The organism is Lysinibacillus sp. AR18-8 (assembly GCF_001705465.1).
GTDB lineage: Bacteria > Bacillota > Bacilli > Bacillales_A > Planococcaceae > Lysinibacillus > Lysinibacillus capsici.
The window spans coordinates 1-25,521 of sequence record NZ_MDGU01000054.1 but is presented as its reverse complement, the minus strand read 5'-3'; the positions used below and the strand labels follow the sequence as shown (position 1 = coordinate 25,521).

At 38.8% G+C, this 25,521-nt stretch carries 38 protein-coding genes; 18 read left to right on the top strand and 20 right to left on the bottom strand.

The window, feature by feature from the left end:
* Nucleotides 1–4: 4 nt before the first annotated feature.
* Entirely contained in the window at nucleotides 5–562 is a 558-nt protein-coding gene (locus tag BFM98_RS22900) for an isochorismatase family protein (RefSeq protein WP_048393872.1), read from the top strand.
* A 37-nt stretch (nucleotides 563–599) separates the two neighbouring features.
* Here the strand turns inward: BFM98_RS22900 and BFM98_RS22895 are convergent, their stop codons facing one another.
* Nucleotides 600–821, bottom strand: a complete 222-nt coding sequence (locus BFM98_RS22895) for a hypothetical protein (protein ID WP_066038489.1) — start codon at nucleotides 819–821, stop codon at nucleotides 600–602.
* Nucleotides 822–1,169 (bottom strand): hypothetical protein, encoded by a 348-nt coding sequence (locus BFM98_RS22890; RefSeq protein WP_066038488.1) that lies wholly within the window; start codon nucleotides 1,167–1,169, stop codon nucleotides 822–824.
* Between the two features lie 297 nt (nucleotides 1,170–1,466).
* Between BFM98_RS22890 and BFM98_RS22885 the strand changes: the two genes are divergently transcribed.
* Nucleotides 1,467–2,348 (top strand): AraC family transcriptional regulator, encoded by an 882-nt coding sequence (locus tag BFM98_RS22885; RefSeq protein WP_066038487.1) that lies wholly within the window; start codon nucleotides 1,467–1,469, stop codon nucleotides 2,346–2,348.
* Nucleotides 2,349–2,360: 12 nt separating this feature from the next.
* Here the strand turns inward: BFM98_RS22885 and csaA are convergent, their stop codons facing one another.
* The 3 genes from csaA to BFM98_RS22870 all read right to left on the bottom strand — a co-directional run bounded on the left by csaA (nucleotide 2,361) and on the right by BFM98_RS22870 (nucleotide 3,372).
* The gene (gene csaA / locus BFM98_RS22880) at nucleotides 2,361–2,693 is read right to left on the bottom strand and encodes a chaperone CsaA (RefSeq protein ID WP_004228641.1); all 333 of its coding nucleotides are present in this window, start codon (nucleotides 2,691–2,693) and stop codon (nucleotides 2,361–2,363) included.
* A gap of 89 nt (nucleotides 2,694–2,782) precedes the next feature.
* Nucleotides 2,783–2,959 (bottom strand): hypothetical protein, encoded by a 177-nt coding sequence (locus tag BFM98_RS22875; protein WP_004228639.1) that lies wholly within the window; start codon nucleotides 2,957–2,959, stop codon nucleotides 2,783–2,785.
* Nucleotides 2,960–3,036: 77 nt separating this feature from the next.
* Entirely contained in the window at nucleotides 3,037–3,372 is a 336-nt protein-coding gene (locus tag BFM98_RS22870) for a DUF7668 domain-containing protein (protein WP_254660080.1), read from the bottom strand.
* 122 nt (nucleotides 3,373–3,494) lie between these two features.
* On the opposite strand from BFM98_RS22870, the gene BFM98_RS22865 reads away from it, so the two are divergent.
* The 3 genes from BFM98_RS22865 to BFM98_RS22855 all read left to right on the top strand — a co-directional run bounded on the left by BFM98_RS22865 (nucleotide 3,495) and on the right by BFM98_RS22855 (nucleotide 5,198).
* On the top strand, nucleotides 3,495–3,779 hold the full coding sequence (locus tag BFM98_RS22865) for a DUF5316 domain-containing protein (RefSeq protein WP_048393866.1): 285 nt from the start codon (nucleotides 3,495–3,497) through the stop codon (nucleotides 3,777–3,779).
* Nucleotides 3,780–4,363: 584 nt separating this feature from the next.
* Nucleotides 4,364–4,672, top strand: a complete 309-nt coding sequence (locus tag BFM98_RS22860; RefSeq protein WP_004228634.1) for a hypothetical protein — start codon at nucleotides 4,364–4,366, stop codon at nucleotides 4,670–4,672.
* A gap of 106 nt (nucleotides 4,673–4,778) precedes the next feature.
* Complete coding sequence (locus BFM98_RS22855; protein ID WP_048393864.1) at nucleotides 4,779–5,198, top strand: hypothetical protein; 420 nt, start codon at nucleotides 4,779–4,781, stop codon at nucleotides 5,196–5,198.
* A 38-nt stretch (nucleotides 5,199–5,236) separates the two neighbouring features.
* Here BFM98_RS22855 and BFM98_RS22850 read toward each other — a convergent pair whose 3' ends face one another.
* Entirely contained in the window at nucleotides 5,237–5,620 is a 384-nt protein-coding gene (locus BFM98_RS22850; protein WP_066038485.1) for a VOC family protein, read from the bottom strand.
* 161 nt (nucleotides 5,621–5,781) lie between these two features.
* On the opposite strand from BFM98_RS22850, the gene BFM98_RS22845 reads away from it, so the two are divergent.
* Nucleotides 5,782–6,594: a DnaD domain protein gene (locus tag BFM98_RS22845; protein WP_048393860.1), complete on the top strand. Its 813-nt coding sequence runs from the start codon at nucleotides 5,782–5,784 to the stop codon at nucleotides 6,592–6,594.
* Here the strand turns inward: BFM98_RS22845 and BFM98_RS22840 are convergent.
* Entirely contained in the window at nucleotides 6,580–7,500 is a 921-nt protein-coding gene (locus tag BFM98_RS22840) for a phosphotransferase family protein (RefSeq protein WP_066038484.1), read from the bottom strand. The two genes, BFM98_RS22845 and BFM98_RS22840, sit on opposite strands and share 15 nt — an antisense overlap.
* Before the next feature lie 370 nt (nucleotides 7,501–7,870).
* Between BFM98_RS22840 and BFM98_RS22835 the strand changes: the two genes are divergently transcribed.
* The gene (locus tag BFM98_RS22835; RefSeq protein ID WP_048393857.1) at nucleotides 7,871–8,647 is read left to right on the top strand and encodes an N-acetylmuramoyl-L-alanine amidase; all 777 of its coding nucleotides are present in this window, start codon (nucleotides 7,871–7,873) and stop codon (nucleotides 8,645–8,647) included.
* A 106-nt stretch (nucleotides 8,648–8,753) separates the two neighbouring features.
* The gene (locus BFM98_RS22830; RefSeq protein WP_048393855.1) at nucleotides 8,754–9,038 is read left to right on the top strand and encodes a hypothetical protein; all 285 of its coding nucleotides are present in this window, start codon (nucleotides 8,754–8,756) and stop codon (nucleotides 9,036–9,038) included.
* Between the two features lie 43 nt (nucleotides 9,039–9,081).
* On the opposite strand, the gene BFM98_RS22825 is transcribed toward BFM98_RS22830, so the two are convergent.
* From BFM98_RS22825 to BFM98_RS22810, 4 genes are all read right to left on the bottom strand, one after another.
* On the bottom strand, nucleotides 9,082–9,690 hold the full coding sequence (locus tag BFM98_RS22825; RefSeq protein ID WP_066038483.1) for a copper amine oxidase N-terminal domain-containing protein: 609 nt from the start codon (nucleotides 9,688–9,690) through the stop codon (nucleotides 9,082–9,084).
* Nucleotides 9,691–9,819: 129 nt separating this feature from the next.
* Nucleotides 9,820–10,311, bottom strand: a complete 492-nt coding sequence (locus tag BFM98_RS22820) for a DUF2975 domain-containing protein (RefSeq protein WP_066038482.1) — start codon at nucleotides 10,309–10,311, stop codon at nucleotides 9,820–9,822.
* A gap of 142 nt (nucleotides 10,312–10,453) precedes the next feature.
* Nucleotides 10,454–11,161, bottom strand: a complete 708-nt coding sequence (locus BFM98_RS22815; RefSeq protein WP_066038481.1) for a DNA alkylation repair protein — start codon at nucleotides 11,159–11,161, stop codon at nucleotides 10,454–10,456.
* A 165-nt stretch (nucleotides 11,162–11,326) separates the two neighbouring features.
* Nucleotides 11,327–11,947 (bottom strand): hypothetical protein, encoded by a 621-nt coding sequence (locus tag BFM98_RS22810; RefSeq protein WP_066038480.1) that lies wholly within the window; start codon nucleotides 11,945–11,947, stop codon nucleotides 11,327–11,329.
* A 226-nt stretch (nucleotides 11,948–12,173) separates the two neighbouring features.
* Between BFM98_RS22810 and BFM98_RS22805 the strand changes: the two genes are divergently transcribed.
* From BFM98_RS22805 to BFM98_RS22780, 7 genes are all read left to right on the top strand, one after another.
* Entirely contained in the window at nucleotides 12,174–12,563 is a 390-nt protein-coding gene (locus tag BFM98_RS22805; protein ID WP_066038479.1) for a KGG domain-containing protein, read from the top strand.
* Between the two features lie 179 nt (nucleotides 12,564–12,742).
* A complete protein-coding gene (locus BFM98_RS22800) occupies nucleotides 12,743–13,297 on the top strand; it encodes a hypothetical protein (protein WP_054549408.1) in 555 nt (184 codons plus the stop codon).
* Nucleotides 13,298–13,368: 71 nt separating this feature from the next.
* Nucleotides 13,369–13,551 (top strand): hypothetical protein, encoded by a 183-nt coding sequence (locus BFM98_RS24100; protein ID WP_227744851.1) that lies wholly within the window; start codon nucleotides 13,369–13,371, stop codon nucleotides 13,549–13,551.
* 126 nt (nucleotides 13,552–13,677) lie between these two features.
* Nucleotides 13,678–13,896, top strand: coding sequence for a hypothetical protein (locus BFM98_RS22795; RefSeq protein ID WP_066038478.1), 219 nt, complete (start codon nucleotides 13,678–13,680; stop codon nucleotides 13,894–13,896).
* Between the two features lie 281 nt (nucleotides 13,897–14,177).
* Nucleotides 14,178–15,215 (top strand): threonine aldolase family protein, encoded by a 1,038-nt coding sequence (locus BFM98_RS22790; RefSeq protein ID WP_066038477.1) that lies wholly within the window; start codon nucleotides 14,178–14,180, stop codon nucleotides 15,213–15,215.
* A gap of 94 nt (nucleotides 15,216–15,309) precedes the next feature.
* A complete protein-coding gene (locus BFM98_RS22785) occupies nucleotides 15,310–15,861 on the top strand; it encodes a DUF1697 domain-containing protein (RefSeq protein ID WP_066038476.1) in 552 nt (183 codons plus the stop codon).
* 35 nt (nucleotides 15,862–15,896) lie between these two features.
* Nucleotides 15,897–16,109: a hypothetical protein gene (locus tag BFM98_RS22780; RefSeq protein WP_066038475.1), complete on the top strand. Its 213-nt coding sequence runs from the start codon at nucleotides 15,897–15,899 to the stop codon at nucleotides 16,107–16,109.
* A 44-nt stretch (nucleotides 16,110–16,153) separates the two neighbouring features.
* On the opposite strand, the gene BFM98_RS22775 is transcribed toward BFM98_RS22780, so the two are convergent.
* Nucleotides 16,154–16,345 (bottom strand): hypothetical protein, encoded by a 192-nt coding sequence (locus tag BFM98_RS22775; protein WP_048393836.1) that lies wholly within the window; start codon nucleotides 16,343–16,345, stop codon nucleotides 16,154–16,156.
* Between the two features lie 519 nt (nucleotides 16,346–16,864).
* Between BFM98_RS22775 and BFM98_RS22770 the strand changes: the two genes are divergently transcribed.
* Nucleotides 16,865–17,665, top strand: coding sequence for an SDR family NAD(P)-dependent oxidoreductase (locus BFM98_RS22770; RefSeq protein WP_066038474.1), 801 nt, complete (start codon nucleotides 16,865–16,867; stop codon nucleotides 17,663–17,665).
* Between the two features lie 62 nt (nucleotides 17,666–17,727).
* On the opposite strand, the gene BFM98_RS22765 is transcribed toward BFM98_RS22770, so the two are convergent.
* From BFM98_RS22765 to BFM98_RS22730, 8 genes are all read right to left on the bottom strand, one after another.
* Nucleotides 17,728–18,231, bottom strand: a complete 504-nt coding sequence (locus BFM98_RS22765; protein ID WP_066038473.1) for a DinB family protein — start codon at nucleotides 18,229–18,231, stop codon at nucleotides 17,728–17,730.
* Nucleotides 18,232–18,269: 38 nt separating this feature from the next.
* Complete coding sequence (locus BFM98_RS23580) at nucleotides 18,270–18,518, bottom strand: hypothetical protein (RefSeq protein ID WP_254660078.1); 249 nt, start codon at nucleotides 18,516–18,518, stop codon at nucleotides 18,270–18,272.
* 62 nt (nucleotides 18,519–18,580) lie between these two features.
* Nucleotides 18,581–19,453: a DMT family transporter gene (locus BFM98_RS22760; protein WP_066038472.1), complete on the bottom strand. Its 873-nt coding sequence runs from the start codon at nucleotides 19,451–19,453 to the stop codon at nucleotides 18,581–18,583.
* Nucleotides 19,454–19,763: 310 nt separating this feature from the next.
* A complete protein-coding gene (locus tag BFM98_RS22755) occupies nucleotides 19,764–20,234 on the bottom strand; it encodes a hypothetical protein (protein WP_066038471.1) in 471 nt (156 codons plus the stop codon).
* Nucleotides 20,235–20,285: 51 nt separating this feature from the next.
* The gene (locus tag BFM98_RS22750; protein WP_054549402.1) at nucleotides 20,286–20,735 is read right to left on the bottom strand and encodes a DinB family protein; all 450 of its coding nucleotides are present in this window, start codon (nucleotides 20,733–20,735) and stop codon (nucleotides 20,286–20,288) included.
* A gap of 127 nt (nucleotides 20,736–20,862) precedes the next feature.
* The gene (locus BFM98_RS22745) at nucleotides 20,863–21,408 is read right to left on the bottom strand and encodes a DUF7010 family protein (RefSeq protein ID WP_048393824.1); all 546 of its coding nucleotides are present in this window, start codon (nucleotides 21,406–21,408) and stop codon (nucleotides 20,863–20,865) included.
* A 345-nt stretch (nucleotides 21,409–21,753) separates the two neighbouring features.
* Nucleotides 21,754–22,938 (bottom strand): MFS transporter, encoded by a 1,185-nt coding sequence (locus BFM98_RS22735; protein ID WP_066038468.1) that lies wholly within the window; start codon nucleotides 22,936–22,938, stop codon nucleotides 21,754–21,756.
* Between the two features lie 17 nt (nucleotides 22,939–22,955).
* The gene (locus BFM98_RS22730; RefSeq protein ID WP_066038467.1) at nucleotides 22,956–23,774 is read right to left on the bottom strand and encodes a MerR family transcriptional regulator; all 819 of its coding nucleotides are present in this window, start codon (nucleotides 23,772–23,774) and stop codon (nucleotides 22,956–22,958) included.
* A 239-nt stretch (nucleotides 23,775–24,013) separates the two neighbouring features.
* On the opposite strand from BFM98_RS22730, the gene BFM98_RS22725 reads away from it, so the two are divergent.
* Both BFM98_RS22725 and BFM98_RS22720 read left to right on the top strand, forming a co-directional pair.
* On the top strand, nucleotides 24,014–24,499 hold the full coding sequence (locus tag BFM98_RS22725) for a DUF2975 domain-containing protein (protein ID WP_066038466.1): 486 nt from the start codon (nucleotides 24,014–24,016) through the stop codon (nucleotides 24,497–24,499).
* 212 nt (nucleotides 24,500–24,711) lie between these two features.
* Complete coding sequence (locus BFM98_RS22720; protein ID WP_066038465.1) at nucleotides 24,712–25,158, top strand: GNAT family N-acetyltransferase; 447 nt, start codon at nucleotides 24,712–24,714, stop codon at nucleotides 25,156–25,158.
* The last annotated feature ends 363 nt before the right edge of the window (nucleotides 25,159–25,521 follow it).

The following is a 25,521-nucleotide window of genomic DNA, read 5'->3' as shown; positions in this document are numbered from 1 at the left end:
GCTTTTGAAGCAAGCATTAGTGGTCATTGATGCACAGCAAGAATTAATCGAGGGAAATCAGGATGAACAAGCCGTCTATCGCAAGGATGAATTGCTTAAAACAATCAATGCCGTTATTCAAAAAGCTATTGAGGCAGAGGCATATATTATCTTTGTACGTGATCAGGATGTAGCGGGTGGAGAAGGGGAAGGCTTTCAGGTACATCAAGCGATCCAAGTACCTACTACCGCTGTTTATTTTGATAAACTGGCTACAAACGCTTTTTATAGGACGGGATTACTCGATTACTTACAGGCCAATGAGGTAGAGCATTTGGTGATGATGGGCTGCAAAACCGAGCATTGCGTGGATACAGCAGTTAGAGCAGCAACTATACAGGGCTTTGATGTCACTTTAGTGGGAGATGGCCATTCAACAAATGGTTCCGACTACTTATCACCAGAAGATACGGTTGCACACCATAACGACATCCTACATGGCCATTACAATGTGGATCATTTCTCACTTGTACGAAACGCCGACGAAGCATTATTTGAACCCACACATAATAGTTATCGTTAATTGTAAAATGACCAAGAATCAAGGTTCTTGGTCATTTTTACATATAGAAGTGATTGAGCAACCAACCTATAACAGTACTCAAGATACCAACTACTATCAAGACCAGCCCATGGGTTGGTGCTTGATAATCCTTTTTAAGTATAATCCCCATACAGATAGCCATGAGCCCACAAAAAGCTTGGAATAGGAGAAGGGCTACTACCACATTGACCCAACCGATGATTAAAAGTAATCGCTTACTATTATTTTCATGTACCATTTATTGTTCTCCTTCTTCATTTCTATGTAAATAAAGTGCCATACCTAACACGCATAGTAGTAGAATTGAAAAAATAATAGACATTATCGCTTGATAGACAATGGCAGTTATGAACAAAAACAATAAAATAATCAGTATGATGAGACGGAGTAGGAATTTTGTTTTTTTACGAATGGCGAAAAAATCCTGTAGAATAATGAGTAAAAAGCTCACACCAAATAGGAGAGCATATTCAAAAATGATTAGAGGATGCGCATTCGGTACATCCTCATCATGAAAGTATTTTAAAATAATTATAGGAATGAGTATGTATTTTAAATACTTGTACCACTGGAAAAGACGATCCATGTTGCTGCCTCCAGCTCAATAGACTATTTTTACAAATATTGTAACGGAAATTATGATCCGACACAATGATCTTTTATTTTCATAGGGCCACTGTGCGAGCAGTGACCCTAAGTATCAAGTCAGGAGGTGTAAGGCTAAAATTAGCTTTACACTATTATATGTATGTGAAAGTAGCTTCAAAAGCTAGTTATCTGCCTGCTCGATAGATTATTTTTTGGAAGGCGACTAAATGGGGCACCAATTGTCGGATGAAGGGCTACTATTCCTGCTAAAGTAAAGATAAGGAAGGTGATAGAAGTGGATTCTTTAACAAGGTTGAATAAGGCGATTACGTATATCGAGGCCAATCTAACAGAGGAAATTGATGTGCAAGAAGCTGCGAGATTAGCTTATTGCTCGGAATACCATTTTAAACGTATGTTTTCCTTTCTAGCAGGCATCTCGCTATCAGAGTATATTCGTCGTAGGCGTCTGACGCTTGCCGCACTGGAACTATCAGATTCATCTATGAGAATTCTCGATATCGCGATTCGTTATGGCTATCGCTCTGCAGATGCATTTACAAGAGCCTTTCAGCAAATGCATGGCATCACACCATCGGAGGCGAGGCAAAATGGTCAGCACCTAAAAGCGTTTCCACGAATGACCTTCCAACTTACCATACAAGGAGGTTGTGAAATGAATTACCGACTCGAACAAAAAGAAGCGTTTCACATCGTGGGTCTTATGAAAAGAGTACCTATCGTCTTTCAAGGAGAAAATCAAGCGATAACTGAAATGGCACGTGCATTAACAATGGAGGATATTGGGCAACTAAAAAAGCTGTCGAATGTAGAACCAACAGGAATCATCCAAGCCTCCACAAACTTTTCTGAGGGCAGAATGGAGGAAAAGGGCGAGCTTGATCATTATATCGGCGTAGCCACAACCGAAACGTCACACCATTTTTCACAGTTGGATGTACCCGCTTGTACGTGGGCTGTCTTTGAAGCGGTTGGACCATTCCCACAAACACTGCAGGAAACATGGGGGCGCATTTATGCGGAGTGGTTCCCATCATCTGGCTATGAACAGGTTGCTGGTCCAGAAATCGTGCGCCATACAAGCACGGATTTTTCCTCACCAACCTTTACAAGTGAAATCTGGATACCACTTCAGAAAAAGAAGCCTCTTGCATAATGCGAGAGGCTTTTACTGTATTTTCGTTCCATTGGGCAGCTGCTGATCGGGCGTTAACAGGATTACATCTCCCTCCACAGGTACACCACCAATGACTAATACCTCTGACTTAAAACCCGCAACGCGACGTGGCGGAAAATTAACAATCGCCACTACTTGCTTCCCAATAATGACTTCGGGTGTATAACGCTTCGTAATTTGTGCGGAAGACTGTTTAATGCCCAATTCTTCACCAAAATCAATTTTCATTTTAATCGCAGGAACCCGAGCCTTTGGCAGTTCCTCAGCCTCTAATACCGTGCCGATTCGTATATCAAGTGCTATAAAATCTTCTATTGTCGCCATCTCTGTACTCCTTAAGCTTTTATGACAATGTTAGCATTTAATAGAAAAAAATACAAAAAAAGAAGAGCACATTGCGTGCCCTTCTCTCGTTAACGACGATGCTCTACCAGGTCAATCGCACCTAACACAATGTGTGCTAAGCCAAAGCCAAAAATCGTATTGGCCACCATTTTGTTAGAGCCATGTTTTTGCTTCATTGCATAGCCTGCCGCCGTAACAGCTGACCCGAGTATAGTGGGGATTAAACCTTCACGAATTCCATTCATAAATTGATCCCTCCGTCGTATGATTCGGCGTGAGTTTCACACCATACTTACTATGAACGTTTGGCGCGGATACTATACTAGGCATCAACCGTATCAATCATGAAAGCAGTGATCTCCGTTTGATCTGCATTTGTATAGGCCTTGCAAAAAAGAACCACAGCACTTTCTTCATCATCAAACCATAAATAGCGAATTTCTGTTGTAAAGCAACTTTGGTCATTCATTTCATACACATCAATAGCTACGGAAGCTTCATCCAACGGCCATGTTAAGGTACCTTGCAAGGCGAAAACCTCCTGCAGAAATATAGCAGTATCCTCTGTTAATATCTTCTCCTGTTGAAGTTTCTCATATCTATTATGTACTAAATCATCTAAGGTCATTTTCGTTAATGCTCTTATTTTGTCTTTCATTTGCATAGCCTCCCTCCTTATAGTTATTTTACTGGAAAAGGAAAAATTTTGTATAGGTACATAGGGATTTATTGAAACGAAAAAGAGCGGTTAGCCGTATAATAAACGAAGGGGGGCTGAAAATGAAGTATATAGGCATTGGCACCATCTTGTCCATTCTAGGTGTGATATGCTCCATTCTCATATGGGGTACAGAGAAAGCCCATTTGCTTTCAGGGCTACTCGGTGGAATTTTCATCGTTTCTGCCATGTTATTGTCAGGAGCCATCGCAAGCGGAGATAGAATGCGCGCCAATTTCGCAACAGAAACCAATGAAGACAGAAACGAACGCAATCTTCTCATGAATAATGCGTTACTATTAGCAATACCAAACATTATCGTAGCAATCTTTGTTTATTATTTATGAAGCTAATAGCAGCCATCAATTAAGAATAAGCCTTGCATTCAACACATTTAGCATTCAATCCACCGATTTGCATGAGCAATCCATTCTAAGCATTTCTATCCATCAAAATAACCGTTGTATCCGTCAGATTAGACAGTATATCCGTCACATTTAGCATTCTATCCACCGATTTGCATGAGCAATCCATTCTAAACATTTCTATCGATCAAAATGAGCATTGTATCCGTCAGATTAGACATTATATCCGTCACATTTAGCATTCTATCCACCGATTTGAAATGAGCAATCCATTCTAAGCGATTCTATCCATCAAAATGAGCATTGTATCCGTAAAATTAGACATTGTATCCGTCACATTTAGCATTCTATCCACCGATTTGAAATGAGCAATCCATTCTAAGCGATTCTATCCATCAAAATGAGCATTGTATCCGTAAAATTAGACATTGTATCCGTCACATTTAGAATTCTATCCACCAATCATTACATATAAAAATCATAAAAAGTGTCACATCTACCCTAGGTGTGGCTTTTTTTGTTGCATTTAATAGAGAGGAGTACATTTGCAATAGAGAGGTGGTACTATGCAATTAACAGATGGTACACAGATATTTGACACGGACATCATTGATGAGGCTGCTAAAAAGAGGGAGCGTGATGAGCAGGAGCGGGAGATGCTCAACGCCTTTGCCCGCTATGCATACCTACGATATAAGCAAATACGAGACAAAGTAAATCCGCGGAAATGCAAATATATGTATATTCATCAGGTACGTCAGCAATTAGCATTACCTGCTAGACTACAACGTGTTTGCAAGCTGCTAACGATGACGGAAGAGGAAGTTCTCTACATTGTTGAATTTGTGCGGAAGTATTTGAAATACGTTAAATAAGCCTCATCTACAAAGATGGGGTTTTTTTACATAATTTCTAGGGAGAATTGTTTCTCAACAACCGCTCCATATAGTATGATGAACGTGTATAAAGGAGTGAGCGTAGTTGAGATTGATTAAATTTCTAGTGGTAATTGCTATATTTGTTGGTGTAGTGGGGTATGGTGTACTACATTTCGGCACAAAATTTGCCTCTGAAAAAATTGTAGATACCTTGTCGACAGAATTAGAAAATAGCGGACAAAAGGAAGAAATCAAAAATACCATTGAAAATGACCCACAATTAAAAGCCTATATGGAAGAGGCGAAAACGGTCGATAGCAGTACATTACCGTTTACGACAAAAGAAGAGGCAACGAAAGTCTTAATTCAAAAAGTGGGCATTACCGATTTGAACGACATGCGTGTAAAATTGCAGGACGGCTCGATGACGCAGGAAGAAGCTCTACAAATGGTGGAAGGCAAATTATCCGATGAAGAGATTGCAGCTTTAAAAGTCATTGTCTATAAAGAGCTTTATGAATAACAAACAGCAGAAGCAATTGTTTGCTTCTGCTGCTTGCATTACCCATTACAGATCATGATTATATTTCCATCTAAATCTTGAATGTTGAAGTAAGCAAAGTCATCAAAACGTTCTATAGGCCGAACAATCGGAATGCCCTTGTCTTGCATAGACTGATAGGCATCGTCAATATTGTTTGTGTAGAAATTAAACAACACATGCTTGGACGGCTGTAACTGAAAGCCAGGATCAAATGTGTGATCGTCTAAGGTAATTCCCGTCTCAGAGGAAATGGGTAAATTGTAGACAGGCGAAACTACCTTCTCTTCACAAAAGGGCAGACCAAGAAGTTGGCTATACCATTCTGCTGATTGACGTAAATCTCGGACATGAATAAAAACATTATTCACCTTCTTGGTAAGAGGGGACGTTACAAAATTCATTCTTTCTACCACCTTTCGCTTGTTATTATAGGAATTCGCTAAAAAAATTTTTTCACCTGCTTAAAAGAGCATGCTTCATGGCATGTTCTTTTTTTATGTCCCATTTTTAAAAATTTTCTTTATATAGTTAGAAAGGACATTAGATGGAAAGAGGGATCGTCATGATTTATCGAGTAGCCAAAAAGGAGAATTATGTGGTTTTGGATAAAGCATTTTTAAATGATGAGCAATTAAGCTGGAAAGCAAAGGGTCTGCTTGCCTATATGCTGTCTTTGCCAGATGATTGGTCATTTAGTCTTGCAGATTTAGCAATACGTAGTAAATGTGGGCGGGAAGCGACAGCCAAAATTTTGGACGAACTCATAGAGGCGGGCTATCTTCAAAAAGTACAGGAACGAGGAAAAGACGGCAAGTTCGGTAGGGTAGAATTTTTCGTCTATGAAGCATCAAAACGTGCTGCTATACCGTCAACGGGAAATTCGTCAACGGTCGTACCATCGACGGAAAAGCCCACACTACTAAATAATAATTTACTAAATAATCAATTACTAAAAGATAAAGATGATAAGGAGTCTACTAACACTGCCTACCACTTTTATGTGCAACAAGGCTTTGGCAAACAAACAGCCTATATTGCTAGTAAAATTCGTCACTGGCTCACTATTTTTTCAGAGGACATGGTCATCTATGCGATGAAGCTAGCGGTGGAGCATAATGTTTTACGCTGGCGGTATGTAGAGAGCATCTTACAAAATTGGTGCCATCAGAACATAAAGAGTCTTGCAGATATTGCTATCGACCAGCAGCGTTTTCAAGCCCACAAGCAGCAAGTGTCATCACATTCTAAAGCTAGACGACGGGAAATCATTCCGCAGTGGTTTCAGCAGCGTGGTGATCAGGAACAAGAATTTCAGCCAACAATTGATTTTGCAGCAGAACGACAAAAAATTTTAGCCCTCTTACGGAGTGAATAAATTCTCCGCATACCATAAAGGCTTAATCGATGAAAAGTTATCATGATCCTGTAAAATCATGTGAATTCTTTCCAACGCATCGTCAAAGGAGCGTGGGTCATAGTGACGAGTCCAAACAATGGTTGAAAAGACAGTCATGGCTGCATAGAGGGCATATAACTGCCAAAACATATCGTCTGGTGAAGATGAAAAATAGCCATCAATCTGCCCAATACAATAGGGGATACTTTGTCGTCTACTAAACAAGGCAAGATTATAAAAGTCATGATAAGGATCGCCCACATCATAGCCATTAAAATCTATCACCCCATTGTAAGTATGTCCTTTACAAATAATGTGACCGAGATGAAAATCATCATGAAGCAGGGTGATGGGGCGTTGCTTTAACAGTGGTAAGTGCGTTTCAATAAAGCGCAATAGTTTAGCTTCTTGTGGAAGTTGATAGGCATCTTGTTGGTATGCCTTCAAATAGGTAGAAAACTTTTTGAGCTGTGTTGTCTCCCAATGAATTATTTGCGGAGGGCTCACTTGATGTATTTTTCTCAATTCTTTCCCCGCCGCAAGACCAAGGTGGAATTGCTCAGAGTCAGAAAGTTCCTGAATAATTTCATCTGCTGGTGTTTCTTCTAAAAAGCTAACGACCATTGCGGATACGTTGGCTTCCTGAAACAAGGTATAGTCAACGGCTTTATGTGTTCTTACACCCTGCTTTGCTAACTCTTGGAGCAAGGAAAACTCTACTGCACGTTTGTCATGATGTGCTAGATCTGACAAGCGCACCAAATAGCGCGTTTCACCAACTGTTACCAGATACTTGCTATCAGGTGAATAGCCTTTGTTAATTTTCACTAGCTGTGTAAAGCCGTGTAAGCTTGGTAATTGACGAATAATCTCTACTGCCTGCACACTTTCTTTCCTCGCTTTCAATATTTTAGAAGAACTAAAATACTACAGAAAACAATACTTTGTCAATGCTTGGAAGCGAGAAAAGAGGTTATAAAATCATAATGAAAAAATAGTAAAAGAGCACAACTAACTAGAAAACACTTTTGTGCGCGCATTTACTAATAGTAAGTGGATGTCCTTGTGACATTCACACTTCATAGCTTCGAGGAAAGAGAGGTGAAACGATCGCAGTAGCCTTAAGCGCGAAAAGAAGCTAATAAGCCTCAAAAGGAACCTCTAATTATCTGTTGTTTACCCTAAAAAACCCCAAAAAGAAGAAAAGAATAACATAGCGTCAGTCGCTAAAAATAATAGGAAAGGACGGTGCAACATGAGTTATGTTATTGAAAAACAGATGATGTCAGGGCTACCGAATCAAGCGCTAACGGCAGTCAAATACGTTGTGGCGCATGAATCAGGTAATGGCAGCAATACAGGTCCAAATGCATTGGAAAACGAAATTGCCTATATGAATCGAAATAAAGCCAATGCCTTTGTTTCTCACTGGGTAGGCGGTGGTGGAAGAATCGTACAAGTAGCCCCAGTCAATCGCGTGCAATATGGCTGTGGACCAAAGGGAAATCCGTATAGCTATGCCCAGGTGGAATTGGCACGGACTGCTGATAAGGAACAATTTAAAAAGGACTATGCGGCTTATATTTGGCTGTTACGTAAGCTTGCGATAGAGGCAGGGATTCCCACTGTTTTAGATGGTAGCGGCAACGGCATTAAGTCACATCGATGGATTGCGGAAAATCTAGGAGGCACTACGCACAAAGATCCTTTTGACTATTTAAAAAGTATGGGGATTACAGAAGCACAGTTCCAGCAAGATATTAAAAATGGGCTTGAGGAGGGATTAACAGTGTCACAATATAATGAGCTAAAACAAGAAATAGAAACGTTGAAAAGCTTACTAGCTGAAAAAGCTAGTTTACAAACAAGCAGAGAAGTGGGAGCAGCCCATAAAGAGGCTTGGGAGTGGGCTATTAGCGAAGGCATTATCCGAGGCGATGGAAGTAAGAACATGAATCCAGCAGGCGCCTTAACAAGAGAGCAAATGGCGACCATGCTGAAACGCTATTACGACAAATTTATAGCCAACTAATTGTGTAGGATAAAGCTCCTATGTCATCACGAGCTTTATCCTTTTTCATTGAATAAAGGTTTTTTCAAAATTTTGTCGAATGTAGTAGAAGAGAGGAGGGGTTTTGATGTTAACCAAAATAAGAAAAGTAAAATTTGAACAAGAAAGAAAAAATCCATTATACCAGGTGGTGATGGAATGTCCCGATGGTAAGCAACTCTATGTAAAATTTGATTATACGTATAAAACAAAAAATTTCTGGCCATTAGAAGTGAATTATAATAAAAAGAACTATGGTGCAAAGCTAGCATGGTATACAAATGAAGTCGAGAATATGACAGTGGCTTTATTTCTAGAAACGATTGCTGGTAAAATCAACAAGAAGTATGATTTTAACTTTAAGAAACAATAAAAAAGCAGCACCTTGTAGGAGCATACTGCTTAAGACTTGTCCATTATTTAGTTGAGATATAAACAACAAGTGCTGCCTCATCAAATGTTACATTTGCGCCAAGTGCTTGACTGACAAAGCGTAAAGGCACCATTGTTGTACCTTGATATATTTCAGCAGGATGGCTGAGTGTGATTGTTGATGCAGAACCATTTGTATCAACATAAGCCGTTTTATTCCCCACACCAATCACAATTTTTTTACTGTCCTTTGTTGCCGTTACTTTTTTCGTTGCATTATCATAGCTAACCGTTGCCCCAAGAGATTCAAAGATTGCCTTCATTGGCACTAAGGTTGTGCCATTTTTCATATAAGCGCTAGGCGTATAATTTTGCTTCACGTCATTTAAATAGACAGCAACCTTCGTTAATACAGGTGCTACCGTTGCTTTAGGTGCTGGCGTAGCATAACTTTGACCGCCTGAAGAAGACCCTGCATTATTGCCACCATTGCCATTATGATAATGATAGCCAGAACAAAGCCCTTTAGCCTTTGATTTGTCAGAACAGTTGTGACCGCCATTGCTATCTAAACGCCCTGGATGTGCGCTCGCAATAGTGGCTGTGGTGAAAAATAATGTAAGCATCGCCATCAACAAAACCAATTTCTTCATATAAATCCTCCAATTCTCAAAATATGTAATTATTATACTATTGAAAAGAGAATTTTGATATGTTTTTATAGGAAATTAGTTTTAACCCATTAAAAGGCACTACCAGTCAAGATTGGTAGTGCCATTTTGTTATACGGTTAATTGATTTTCGTTTTGGAGATCAATGGCTTTTTGGAGCAGTCGATGCAGAACGGCTGCAAAGGTTGCAATCGTACTGGTTACAAAGATGCTGATAAGTGTCAGCGTAATAATTCCTGTAATATCTTCCTTGCCAGTAAACATTATCATAATTGATGCAATACCTAGCGCAAGGCCGGCTACAATAGTGAGAGCACAATTTTTGATCGTTCTCAAAGCCCGTACAGATGATTTGGAGACCGCTTTATGCTGGTCGATGTTCGTTAAGAGGCGATAGGCCTGATACAACGCCGTGTAATAGGGAATGCATAGTGCATACACATAGAGTAAAAAAAGATAAGACAAATAGGAGGATTCGGGATGTGCCGCTGCATCTCTACTGGCTATCCCAGGTAGCCAAAATAGTCCTAAAGCTAATACAGGGATACCTAGCAGCATAATCACACTCTTTAGGAAAATGGTTGACCCCTTTTTATGTTTCATACAAAACACCTCACTGGTAATAGTATATTGATTTTAAAATAAAATTTATCGTTTTTCAATAAAAATATATTACTATTCATTGATTTTTTTCGTTTTTAAAGACATCCATCCATATAGGATAGATGCCTTTTAAGTGGGATGATTAACATCTTACATATTTACGTTTAAAGCCAATTCTGCCTCGCTCTATTTCCTTTTGAATTGTTTCATAAGCATTTAGCTGTGTGCTTTTCTTGTTGTCTCGCTTCATTTCTACAGGACCAATCGCCTGTGCGGTTGCTACTGCTTGTTCGTGGAGCGGCACATAGGAAATAGCCACTGTATATAAAAAATTATTCATGGCCGATTTTGTACGTTCGGGTACGTCGTGGATGGTATTTTTCACGACATCCAGCATGTTAGCCAGCTTGCTCTCGGAAAATTCGCTGTCCTTGCGATTTCCTAATAGCCAGCAATAGCAGCTCCAGCCCCCAGACATTTTCAATTCCTCACCACTGGCAATCCACGCATCTGCCACCTCCTGAGCAATCGGTGCCTCTGCTAAAGTAACCGCTACTACATAATCCGACAGCATATAAAAATAAGCTGCCTCCATCCATCGATTAAAATCTTCCACAGTCATGGCTTTTGGATCTGCTATGATGCCAGCAAAGTACATCGCATCATAGTTGCCAGTAGCATAAAGCTCTTCTGCTAGAGCCTGATCGATTTTAATTTTCTTCGCAATAGGCTTCATGGCACCTGTTGCCACACCAAATAACGGCTCATGGGCGCCATTTGACATATACATTTTTTTCGTCCGTTCCTTGCCAAGAGCCTCTAGCTCCTGCATCACCAATTCAGCATTCATAATAGCACTTCCTTTTTTTCTGTTTTCTAGATTATTTTTATTATCCTATAAAGAATGTCTTTTTGTAATGGAATAAAAGCATATCATATTAGAATATAAAATATCATATCTGAATATATTTTTGTCAGTCATTTTATATTGAAGGAAGTACCTATTTCCAATTAGCTAGAGCCTATTCCATATAAACATAAATTGAGCTGCATCCGATTCGAGGGCAATTTGATGATAGTCTGTTGAATCATCATCTGTAATCAAGCGACCTTTTTGCACGTTTAAAATGGCATGTTTAACAGAGTCTGGATGTTCAATCGCATAGTGGGAGTCTTTTAGAAGAGTGAGGGCAGATCGACATTTATGTTTATCGATGCGCTCATTTTTTCCTTTAAAATACAGCTTAATTAAATAGGGCACATCGTCAATGATTAAACCGAGCTCAGGATTGGAACGCACAATTAAATCGTCACAATACCAATTCGCCTTACCTGGTTCAAACCACTGTACGTTTTTATTTTTTAAGAATCTTATATAGGCTTTGACGGCTTCTTGGTAATTTTTCTGGCGTGCAGGAAGGGCGTTATCCACGATGTCGAGTAAATAGGTATCATTAAAACGATGCTCATGGTATTTTTTTAATCCATCACGCAAGGCTTTCCAATAATCTTTTATTGGATGGTACTCTCCCTGATATTTTATATCCTTCACAAACTTTGTCTTTGCTGCACTTCCCTTCATTGTGAAGTCTGTAAATTGTGTTAAACCAATAGATGGCTTTGTGAGCGTCGTCATTTTTCCATCACCCTTCTTTCATCATCGATGACATACTATAGATTAGTATTATATTGGAAAGGGTACATGTATATGATTGATGGGCTTGTTAACAATCAGCTCCTAACAGTATTCTATTACAATAAGAAAATCAATTTTTTAAAAAAATATGTTTAGATGTGTTTTGACTGGGAATATAAATAGCGAGCTAGTAAAAAGCTCAAAAAAATATTTAGGAGGAATAGAAATGGCTAACAAGCAAAACAATCGCAACAGAAACAACAATGAAAACATGACTGTCGAAGAAGCGGGACGTAAAGGCGGAGAAGCTACCTCCAGAAATCATGACCGTGATTTTTATGAAGAAATAGGACGTAAAGGCGGCGAGGCTACGTCTAAAAATCATGGACATGAATTTTATCAAGAAATTGGCCGCAAAGGTGGAGAAGCTACGGCTGAAAACCACGGCGAAGAATTTTATGAAGAAATTGGCCGCAAAGGCGGAGAAGCTACCTCTGAAAAGCACGACGACGATTTTTATGAAGAAATAGGACGTAAAGGTGGAGAAGCACGCAGTAAACAGCGTAGTAACAACTCCAACGGCAATCAAAATCGTCGAAATAACAACAATAACTAATCACTTTTAAATAGCTTGAAACCCTTCACACACAGGGCGTTTGTAGTTTTAAACTACAGGCGCCTTTTTTGTTGTTAAGTTCCTCTCAATCCACAGGATAAATTTGTTGAATTTCTCCTAATTGTAGTATATATTTAATCCGCTTCTATTTGTTTTTAGAGGAAATGAGGATAGAGAGAATGACACAACTTATAGATAAAGAACTATTTCAGGTAATTCAATCCGTCGTGCAGGCTGTGAACATGACGGTCAAGATAAAACAAGATGATTCAGGTATTAATATGAGCTATAACTTTATTGGGGATTATGTAGGATTTGATGCGAAACGATTAGTAGAGGCAAGAAATGAACTAATGCTTCCAACTTCACTTGAAATTTATGTCAAAACAATGACCCTTCATGAGCTAGGTCATGCAGTGGATCGACAAGCATTACAGGCGTCACTTCCACGTACAATTGAAATCTTTACGATGAAAAAGCAACATGCCTTAAAAGAAATATATCGTCAGGAACAACTACTAGCCATGCTGATTGAAGAACATGAAATGAATATTCAATTTGAGCAAACGGCTTGGGAAAATGCATGGATGCTTAACCATACACATCACTTAGTTCCTGAAAAGGACTTTGACTATATCAAACAGCATAGCCTAGCGACCTATCAGCGTTTATATGAGCAAGATTTACAAGCTTATCACCATCTTTTGAACCAGCAGATGGTGCAATTAGTTTAGCTAGAAATAATCATTTCATACCGTCGCGGGAATAGATCAAACCAAATAGGGCAATGTAATACTACTTGGAGGTGATCATTTTGACAAAGGGCAAGCAATATAAACGTCAGTCAGAGTTGGCGGAATTAGCGACAGATTTAAGTCCAGATGATTTAGATGTGCGCGAAGAAAATGCTTTAACACAAGAGCAAAAGAAAAATTCGAGCGAAGGAAATCGTTCAAAAAAATCTGCCACTCGCAAATCGCAATCATAACGTAAACACCACAATCATTTCCGATTGTGGTGTTATTTTATCTATTGCCACTTTTACATAGAACTGTACTACCGAGCGTTGATTTAATGTTACAATTTATAGAATGAATGAAAGGAGCTGGAATAAATGATTTTATTTATCGTATTTGTTGGAGTTGTCGTTGTCATAGGCATCGTCAGTAATGCAAATAAAAATAACAGCAAATCAAATGAGCACAATCACCATATCCATTCCACTAACGAATTTTCAACAAATGATGCATATCTTTCCTCCCAGGACAGCCAACAGTGTGCTGATTCTAGTGCTACTACGAGTGACTCATCCTGTGGCTCCGGTGGGGAATGAAGGTGGCCCATTCTGAATTATGGAGATATTGCTAGTAAATTGGCTTACGAGGATTCAAAGTAATCGAACTAAGAGCAAATTTTTTATAACGTGATAAAAAGCGGAGGAGGTCTGTTTTGCACCGATCTCTTCCGAAGTACATATGTAAAATTTCATCACCTCACCACTAGTAACTATTGTTACTAGAGAAGTTGTGAACTGTTCTTTAAGATATAGCGAAAATGAAGCAACAGGCGTAAGATAGAGGAATAGATAGAGAGAATTTGGAGGTAGTAGTTGATATGATTCGATTCGAAAATGATTATGCAGAAGGTGCCCATCCACAAATTTTGCAGCGGTTAGTGGCTACAAATGAAGAACAATCTCCAGGGTATGGTATGGATGAGCATTCCGAAAAAGCAAGAGCCTATATAAAAAAAGCGATTGCAGCGGAGCAGGCAGACATTCACTTTTTAGTTGGTGGTACACAAACGAATACAACCGTGATAGCATCTATTTTGCGTCCTCATCAGGGTGTCATTGCTGCGAGTACAGGGCATATTGCGGTGCATGAAACAGGAGCTATTGAGGCAACGGGTCATAAGGTACTGACATTACCTAGCGAGGATGGCAAACTAACTGCGGCACAGGTGAAAGCCTGCTATGATGCGCACTGGCTGGATAGCACTCATGAGCATATGGTGCAGCCAGGCTTAGTGTACATATCACACCCTACAGAAAATGGCACGACCTATAGTAAGGCAGAATTAACAGCCTTACGTGAAGTTTGCCGAGACTGTGACTTACCACTGTTTATAGATGGTGCTCGTTTAGGCTATGGTCTAGTGGCACAAGACAGTGATTTATCTCTCGCTGACATGGCTCAGCTTTGTGATGTATTTTATATTGGTGGTACGAAAATGGGTGCATTGTTTGGAGAAGCAGTCATCATCGTGAATCCTGCGTACCAAAAGGATTTCCGCTACATGATTAAGCAAAGAGGAGGGCTACTTGCCAAAGGTCGATTATTAGGCATTCAGTTCGAAACGCTATTTGAAGATACGCTCTATATGGATATTTCGCATCATGCGGTAGATATGGCAATGCTTATACGACAGGCATTTCTCGATAAAGGCTTCGCAATGCGCTATGATTCAAAAACGAATCAGCAATTTCCAATTTTACCAAACCATCTACTTCCAACGTTAGAAGAAAAATATTCCTTCTCCATTTGGGAAGCATACGATGATACCCATACGGTTGTGCGCTTTTGCACAAGCTGGGCTACGACCAAAGAAAATGTGGATCGTTTAATAGACGACATCTACCGTTTAATATAATCAATCAAGCTGCACCTTCCGTCAAAGGATGCAGTTTTTTCCTATTATTCCCTAACTCTTGCTATACTATAGATAACAGGAAAGGTGGAAGCGAATGACTAAATACGTAGCACTTTTAAGAGGTATTAATGTAGGTGGGCACAATAAATTAAAAATGGCTGAATTGAGAGACGCGCTGCAACCACTGGGGCTCCAAAACATTCGGACATATATTCAAAGTGGCAATATCCTGTTTGAATCGAATGAATCAGAAGAATTTTTGCAACGGCAAATTCAAGAGACCATCCAAAGTACCTTCACTATCACGAGTACAGTAATTATCCGTACAGCTGAAGAATTCCGCTCTATTGTGAACAATTGTCCTTTCTCAGAACAAGACTTAGCAGATGCAAGTGCTACAGCTACAGGGGAAAGTCTCCATGTTGCACTACTTTCAACAGTTCCAACTGAAGAGAACGGAGCTAAGTTATTACAATATGTAAGTGAAAAAGAGCGCTGCATTATCAAGGGGAGAGATGTCTATCTGTTATTTCACGATAGCATTCGCAATGCCAAGCTTAGTCAACAACTAACTAAGCTAGAGGTGCCCGCTACAGCTCGCAATTGGAAAACGATGATGAAGCTTGCGACAATGATTGGTGAGTAGGGAAACTCATCTTTTCTATAAGGAGGCGTGTTTGAATGCGACGGGATCAAGTAGGTTATTTTATTTATCCTTTTTTGTACTTCATTGTTAGAACAATGAATCAATGGAGGAAGCATGAGCCGATTGCATGGGGAGAAAATGTGACGATGATGGTCATCACAATGGTCATCATCTATTTCTTTGTTTGGATGTGGAATTGGTCCAAAAAGCCGTATCCATGGAGAAAGAAGAATAATAAAGAAACATAAAGCAAGAGAGCAAATTTCATTATTGAAATGATGCTCTCTTTTTTTTACTTAAACTTTTCAGGTTTTGTGGCTTTAATAGAGGCAATTTCTCCACATTGGGTACAGACAGTGAAAATAAGGGGTGAACCTGAGGAAAAGATGGTATTCACGGGTCTTAAAGCAGCATAGCCATCTAATTTCCCTTCAGAAAAAGATTGACTGCCACAGGCTTTACAACTATATGTATTTGTTTCCATAGTCTCACCTCGTAATGTAAGTTTAAGGAAATTATAGCATAGAAAAAACTACAGCGATATGCATCACTGTAGCTCAGAATTGGTTGATACCCCTTGAGGTTTTCTAAAGTATTATAGCATAACAACTTATTCATTGTATAGATGAAGGAAAATATATAAATGTTGCGACTTCATTTGACTTTATCGAATTGGCTATTTGAACGAATAGATTGGGTGTTTCCTGATTCGTGCTATCTTTATAAATGCCAAGAAGATATCAAAATAAATCCCTTTACTACCATCTTGCAGTGTATACTCTTTTCCTGAAAATATGCTATTTAACTGCGTTATGAACATAGAGAATGTTTAATGAATCATGTATGCCCTCTTCATGATCTTTGTAAAATTAGCAAGTTTACAGTAGAGCTATAAAAATGCTAAGTGGATATTAGTTTAAAAATAAATAGTTTAATGTTAAACTATTTTACGTCAGGAGAGCTGATTTGCTCTTTTTTTGTGTAATTTGAAGGAGGAATTAAGATGAATCGAGTAAAAAATAAAGTGGCATTAGTGACAGGTGGAGCTTCTGGTTTTGGTTTATCAGCAGCTAGCTTGTTAGCAAAAGAGGGCGCAAAAGTAGTCATTGCTGATTTTAATGTAGAGGGTGCTAAAGAAGCAGCAGCAACTTTAGTCAATAATGGGTATGAGGCAGCAGCCGTTTTCCTTGATGCAGGGGATGCTTCCTCCATTGAAGCGGCCGTGAACTTCACTGTAGAACGATACGGCTCATTAACGGTGCTCTTTAATAATGTTGGTCTAACTAACCTGAAGAAAGATTTAGATATATTAAATATTGATTTAGATGAGTGGGACCGCTTAGTCAATGTGAATTTAAAATCCATATTACTAGGAAGTCGTTTTGCCATCCCACATATGCAAAAAGCGGGCGGGGGCTCAATTATTAATACGGCTTCTATGGCTGCATTCGCCAGTGACCAAATTCGTACAGCCTATGGGGCAACAAAAGCAGGTGTGGTGAATATGACGAGAAACATTGCCACACAATTTGGGAAGGATCATATCCGTTGTAATGCGGTTGCACCAGGTCTTATATTAACACCTGCCGCGAAAAACAATATGCCAGAAGAAATGCTGGCCATTTATGCGAAATTTAATGCACTACCATATCATGGGGAAGCGGATGATATTGGCCATGCAGTTGTATTTTTAGCCTCTGACGAATCAAAATTTATGACGGGCCAAACACTGCAAATTGAAGGCGGACATTACCTCGCTAACCCAACCATCGCTGATACTAATAACTGGCTAGCATCTTTATAGTCAATAAATAAAAGAGGTTGTCTTAAAATAGACAACCTCTTTATTATTTGGCACAAGCTTAGCTACATTTGAGGAGCTTCCAACCCAAACTGAGCCCATTCCTCTTTCGCTGGACCATAAATACCTGGAACAGTTAAACCAGCCTGACGCATCAGAACCGTCATTTGACCGCGATGATGACTTTGATGCTGTAGTAAAAATAATAACAGGGAACCATTGGGCATTTGTTGACCAATAAATTCAATCGTTTCAGTCATTGTCTTGTCAGTCCATTGCGATTGTATCGCTTGCACAAAGGCTTCACTCGCTTGGTGATAGCCATCTGCAATGAACCGAGCAGAAGTAGGAACTGGAAAATCCTTTGCTGGGGCTTCAAACGCTAAATTCGAATTCGAGGTAATAATTCGAATTGCAGTAACCGTGTGCCAAGCAACGCGTCCTAAAGTCCAGTTTTCGGGAGTGATTGCCTGATGTAGCGATTCATCTGTAAGGTGATTAAGTAATTTTTGCGTAGCAGCGGCTTCAAATGCCCAAGACTGTAAAAAATGATCGATTGTTTGAAACATGAAATCCCTCCAAAAATAGCCTATGATGTCTTATTTTCCTATGCTCCTAAAAGAAAAGCAAGATAAAGCACTGCATAAAGGGGAAGGGCAATAGAGAGCAGGATGTACATGCCCCATTCACCAATCGATAATTTTCGTTGCCACCTCGTTAATTTTAGCTGTCGACAATAGATCATACTAGCAAGTAAAAAAATTAATAAAGTAAAATCCTTTAAGTTATCTAAAAAGATGTTCAGAATATCAACTCCTTTAGGCATTTGCAATATATGTGTCAACAAGACGTTCAATGACCATAAGCTGAGCCAACATAAAAAGTGCGTCTCTATCTAACATAGAAACGCACTTCGATTTATTCCTCTCGAATGACAATAAAAACGCCACTAAAAATTAACAGGGAGCCTATCCAAAAGGAAAGCCCGATCGTCTCTCCCAATAAGAGCCAGCCTAAAAATGTGCCAACAATAGGTTGAAAGAAGAAAAATAAGCCACCACTAGACGCATTCATTAGTTGAAGCCCTTTATTCCACAGTAAAAAACCACCAGCTGTTGAGACAATGCCTAAGTAGAGCAAGCCCCCTGAAATCGTTGGCTGCAAAACACTTGCTAGATCCAAATCCTGTAGCCTTGGAAGGACAAAGGGCGTCAATAGCATCACGGCAATCAAAGATGTATAGGTCGTAACAACAATTTGTGAGTAATGGCTTGGCACCTTTTTGATTAATACCGACATCAATGCCCACGTTAAGGCTGCAAGCAGTAAGTAGAGTCCACCTAATTGCTGTGTCACGTCGATTTGACCGTTACCTACAATGATCCCCACGCCCATCGTGGCAAGAGCGATGGACAAACACTTTTTCAGCGTAATGCTTTCTTTTAAAATCAAACGGGCAAAGACGACCATAAAAGCAGGAGTTGTCGCTGTAATGATTGCCCCCATCTGCGCAGTGGACAGCATTGTACCCATTTCCTGCGTAACAATCGAAATGGTGTTCCCGATAAGTCCAACAAGAAAAATAATCAGCCAATCTTTTTTCACTATTTTCCAAGATTGCTTCATCACGATACCAATGATACCGAGTGCAATCACCGCAATTAAATAACGCATCCAAACAAGCTCTAATGGTGGCACAACCTCCACCACTACTTTAACGACGACATACATAGCACCCCAAATACTTGCGGCAAGCGATAAAAAGATGGCGCCGATTACTAGATTTCCCATGTTTTTTCCTCCGTTTTCATAGATACCTATGCCCTTAACGGAGAAAAAGCGCTTCTACCGTTAAGGAAGAAGAAGTGCTGGTACATCCTGTTCAAATAATGGAGCAAACATCATAATCATCCCACCATCCTCAAGTCATTTTTTATTAAGTATAATAGAATATACATTGTTTTCCAAGGGAGAGGGATGCAAAGGGCATTACTTCCATACGAGATAGAGGGGAAGAAACGTGAAGAACAAACCTGCATTCTGTTAATCACCACAACAGAGAGTATGGTGGAGGAAACCTTCCTTTTGTAGATTTCCGCCTTTACAATTTCACCCCATTATTTTTAGACTGGATGAAATAGCTATTAGTTGATTCCTGCTTATAGTGTCCTACATTCAATTCGTTCAGATTTATTAAATCCTTAAAGAATTTTGGGACATGGCAATCCCAATCTACATTTGCTATTGTTAGTGGGAAATTATCCTCAGCTGGATTAGGCGTATGTATATTTACTGAATCCAAACTAGCGTCTTCCTCCACGAACTCCATCCACAATTGATAGGGTTTTCCGAGTGTCGAAAGCTTTTCTGATAAATGGTTATACAAGGCGATATGTGCTTTTATATGCTCTCTTCGTATTTTCAAACTATTATTGCCATACCCGTAAAAATCAAGGTGGGTGTGCCACAAGTCAAACCAACCTTCTTTGCCAAAGTCTACATCATATGGGTCTGCCGTTGTTTCTCGCCATAAGTTACGGAAATAACGCTTTTTCCCACGAAATTTTTTCAAATTACTGTTCCTCCATTTAAACAAGTTGTTCTTTTCATTGCTTTGCCTTTATTAAAATAAAGGCTTTGGCAATCCACTAAGATGCGCGATAACAGAGATTTGCCCAATATGGTAAGCTTCATGTGAGTAAACATGATGAAACAACCAGTTAAGTGTAGGGACGGAAGGTGGCGTCCAACCATCGGAAAACTTCGGCACCTCGACTATTTCATTGAGCTGCGATTCGTCTAATGTATGTAGAATGTCATCCGTATAATTTCTAATTTGAATATAGCTATCTAGTATTTCCTTAGGCGAACAATCATCGTGAAGGTTTAATATACAAGGATTTTTAAGTCCAATTTCATTCACCCAATAGTCTTCGCTACTTGATAAATGAGAAATAATCCATGCTACATTATTTGGATAAAACTCAGATGTCTTAAACCAAAACGTCTCATCAAGTGTGCTTAGGTAAGGTATTAACGTTTTCCTAAGATCATTACGATATGGAAATAGCACATCTATACATCCTTTCATTTATTAATAGGTTTATTGTATAGGAACAAGCACGGGATAGGAAATGAATCCTTTTTTCTCAGATTAAAAGAGGTCTGGAATATTAAAAAAATCACCTAGAGGAAGGTGATTAAATCGGATTGACTTTAAGTTCTCTTAGAATTAAAAGAACGCCCATTCCATACACAATAGAAATGGCTAAAGGTACAAGTGTGAAGGCTTGATCGACAAAGAAGCCACCTAAAATCAGAGCAGAAAAGCAGACGCCTAGAGTCACAAATAAATAAGCCTTACTTTTATAAATCCATATGTATGGTAGAAAATGAGAGCCTGCAAGTAAACCAATTGTAAAGGGAAGATATTCAGGTATGTTCATATACACAATGATAAATACAGGTATGTAAAAAGCTTGAGGAGCGGCAACGATTCCTCCTAACGTCCCTAAAGGATTGCCAGTAGCGTTTAAATTAATCCCAAGAATTTTACTAATACCTAAACCGATAGGGAAAATGGCACCTAAGCCAAATATCCAACTTAAACGAACTGCTTCGATTGGCAAAACTAAGGGCATTAGAGTAAAAAGTAAAAAGACAACCGCACCAGAAAGTAAAATGGGAAATCCCTTTTTTACTTCAACGATCATTTCCTTTTGTAAATCTTCCAGTGTTTTATCCATCAACGCACCATCCTTCATGAAATAAATAGAATATAACCTATAATATACCAGTATATTTCTATTTTTACCACAGATGATTTTAAATGGAATTTTTTAGAAAAGTTTGCGATCCATTGCCTAAAAAATTCTTGAAGACCAAGATTATTATTAAAAAGGAAGGAATAGCAGAGAGCCGAAACTTTTGCCCAGTCTATGGCATTGATGTGGAAGCTGCCACAGGTTTATCCAATGGGGCTTTTACCTGTTATTTTTTAAATATAAATGTTTTTAATCAAGAGTACATATTTAGAAAAGCTACCTTCATATTGAATATGCCATTTTCAATATAAAGGTAGGATAAAAAAATTAATATTTGACTTTAGTGATAATAGGGGTTTCAACTCTACTATTCAATTTTTGGAATAGCCAGATAGCAAGGAATAAAGCCATGCTTACAGTACCAAAACCGACCCAATTCAAATTTAGGACAGAGGTATGACTGATGACAAACCCGCCTAATGCAGACCCCAGTGCAAAACCGAATTGGATAAAGGAGGTATTTATGCTTAGGGCAATGTCTGGATTTCGAGGTACTAGTGTAACAAGAAGGAGCTGCTGGGCAGGAGAAATACTCCAAGTTGCTACCATAAAAATCATTAAAATCAAGATCAATACAAAGAGATTGATACCAGCTAATGCGAATAAGAGGAGCGTTACTCCTTGTAACAGCAATCCAAAACAAATGGTAAAACGCGAACCCTTTGCATCAGCCAATTGCCCGCCCACTCTTGAGCCAAGAAAGCTACAGATGCCAGCTAAAAATAGAATGCCACTAATTTCAGTCATAGAAAGAGGGGATGTGGCTTGCAAGAAAGGCGTAATATAAGTAAATAGGGTAGCGTAGCCACCGACATAAAATAAAGTAATCGCCAGGGCAGTTAGAATTTTTGAATCTTTTAAAATCGAAAGCTGCGACCTGAGTGTAACAGCTTCTTCCTCCTTGATAACTGGAATTTTTTTATAGATGATAAGCAGTGGAAGAATAGTTAATAAACCGATCAGCATAAATAAAACTCTCCATCCAAATATTTCGCTAAAAAATGTGCCAATTGGAACACCCAGCACGAGCGAACTGCTTAGTCCCATCAAAATGATGCCGATAGCACGGCCTCTTCGTTCTTTTTCAACTAATCGAGTAGCTACTGCCATGGCTACCACTGTAGCAATTCCTCCGCTAACCCCTTGAATAATTCGTATCCCTAGTGCGTACTCAAAAGAAGAGCTGATAAACATGAATCCGTTACTAATAATGAACACACTAACGGTAGCCATAAGCAACTTTTTGCGATCCACATTGATCGTGAGCGCAATGAGAATTGGAGCGAAAATGGCTGCTGCTAGGGCAAATAAAGTCACTAATAACCCAGCTTCTGAAATCGTTACTCCAAAGTCGACGGCAATCATTTCAATAACGCCTGTAATAATGTACTCAACGGTTCCGATTAGGAAAACAATGAGTGATAAAACATAGATAATCAGCTTATTTTTCAACTCAATTCACGCTTCTTTCAGCTATTTATAATAGGTATTTGTATCTCCATTAATTGCACGTTTTGGGTTGTAGATAATGGTAAATAGATTTCTCTACCTGGTTCGTTTTCCTTGACTTGATAGTTATTTTCTACAATCCAGTTAGCTAAATCAACACAGGCTGTACAAGCAAAGTTAGAATCTGAACGAAAGGTCATTGTGGCCATCATTGGCTCAGGAGGAAGAGTCCGTAGTTGAAATGTATCAGGGAGTGATGAAAGCTCCTTGGTTAAAAAATAGCCGACTTCAAATTCAAACTCGTCTTCTTTCTCCTCTATTTCTTTCCATAAAACAACCTGAGGACTTTGAGCTAATTGGCGCATTTCCTTTGTTAGTAATTGATTAAATGTACGAAACAGATCTGGAATATCTTCTTCTCTCCCGCGTGCTTTCAAAGAAAGGAATTGCTGAGCATCCACTGCCTTGATGCGGATTTCTTGATCTGATTCCACCTGACCCTCTCGTTCTAAAAGTTGCATACGTTCTTCAATTCGTGCAAGCTTGGCCTGTTCCGTCTGGATAATATGTTGAATCTCACTTTTTTTCAGCTTAAACATCCCTTGTATATCTTTTAACGAAATATCTTCGTGGAGCAAACGTATAATTTGTGGCAAGGTAAACCCCAATTCCTTATAGAGAAAGATCCGATTGAGCTCTAGTAGCTGGTCTGCTGAATAGTATCGGTAGCAAGTATCATGGTCCACCTTTCTCGGCTTTAATATGCCAATCTGATCATAATAGCGCAATGTTTTTAAGGATACTTTGCTTAGCCTAGAAAATTCACTGATTTTAAACAAAATATCACCTCCAATCTAATAACTTAATGCAAGTATACAGTTTCCTGTGCAGGGGAAAGTCAAATGCTTTTTAAATAACCTTACTACAATCTAATGTAGTAAGGCGCTTGTGAATATTTCAATGAATGTTAAATATAAAAATAACAATAATAATATAATTAAAAACAATTATTATTTATTGTTAATCAATAAATTTCGTGTTAAATTTATAGTGTCATTAAATAAGTGAGGTGCTTTCAATGAATGTTAAACCAGGTTTAACATCTTTTTTAAAGGTAATGATTCTTCTGGCTGGGATGGCCATTCTTGCCCTATGTATATTTTTTGTACCTCCTATGGCTCATTTCGCATCGAGTTTGTATCCGAATTTTTACCCAATGAATTATCTCATTTTCATTGTGATGTATGGATCGGCTGTACCTTTTTACATTGCTCTCTATCAGGCTTTTAATCTTTTACGGTACATTGAAGCCAATACAGCTTTCTCGGAATTATCTGTAAAAGCATTAAAGTACATAAAGTGGTGTGCGATAATAATCAGTGGCTTGCACCTATTAGCTTCACCACTTTTTCATTTTATAACAAACAAAATGGATCCTCCTTTTGGAATAGTGGGACTCCTCATCATTTTTGTTTCACTAGTTATCGCCATTTTTGCGGCTGTCCTCCAGCGGCTTCTACAAGAAGTGACGAATATAAAATTAGAAAATGATTTAACGGTCTGAGATGGATGATATGGTGATATTAGCCAAACGAAAACTGCTCATAGAAGAGATGGAGAACCTATCAGTTAGAATTCGGAATCCTATGGAAGTTTAATAGTGAAGCAAGTAAATTTCTAGATAGATATGTAGTTTAATCTTTTAAGGGGGCTGATCCACTTTTATTCTACTTTTGCTATACTTTATGAAATTGAATAGTATAGGAGGCTATAAAAGTGGATTGGAAGATAAAAAAATTTGATGAATTAACCGTAAAAGAACTATATGAGATACTGAAGGTTCGTGCGGAAGTTTTTGTGGTAGAGCAAGAATGTGTCTATCAGGATCTAGATTCAAAAGACGAAAATGCTTATCATTTATTTGGTGAAGACCAAGGAGAGGTAGTTGGGTATTTAAGGATTCTCCCCAGAGGAATAGCATATGAAGAAGCAGCAATCGGAAGAGTATTAACAAAGCAAACCTACAGAAAAAAGGGATTGTCTCTGGAAATGGTTAAAAGAGCAATTGATTACATTCTAGATGATATTGGAGAAGACGCAATCCGCATTTCTGCGCAGGCATATTTGCTAAAATTCTATGAGGGCTTCGGATTTGAAAAGACATCAGAAGTTTATTTAGAAGATGGAATAGAACATATAGAAATGCTATATAACAGGCTGTAATTATCAGACACCTTGCGTTTAAAATGAGAGATAGCCTTCAAATAGCAGGATAGAATTCTAAAAGTGGAGGATAAAACTGAAAAAGTAGCGGATAGAACGCTTAAAGTGGAGGATAGCCCTCAAATAGCAGGATAGAATTCTAAAAGTGGAGGATAAAACTGAAAAAGTAGCGGATAGAACGCTTAAAGTGGAGGATAACCCTCAAATAGCAGGATAGAATGATTAAGTCCATATAATTGTGTAAAAAGAAAAGGGGTCATTTTCTCTCCTCTTGGTTAGAATGTTTTCAACCACGAACACATTTTAAGAGAGGTAGATTAAAAACTGTCTCTTATACACATCTGACGCTGCCGACGAACCTAC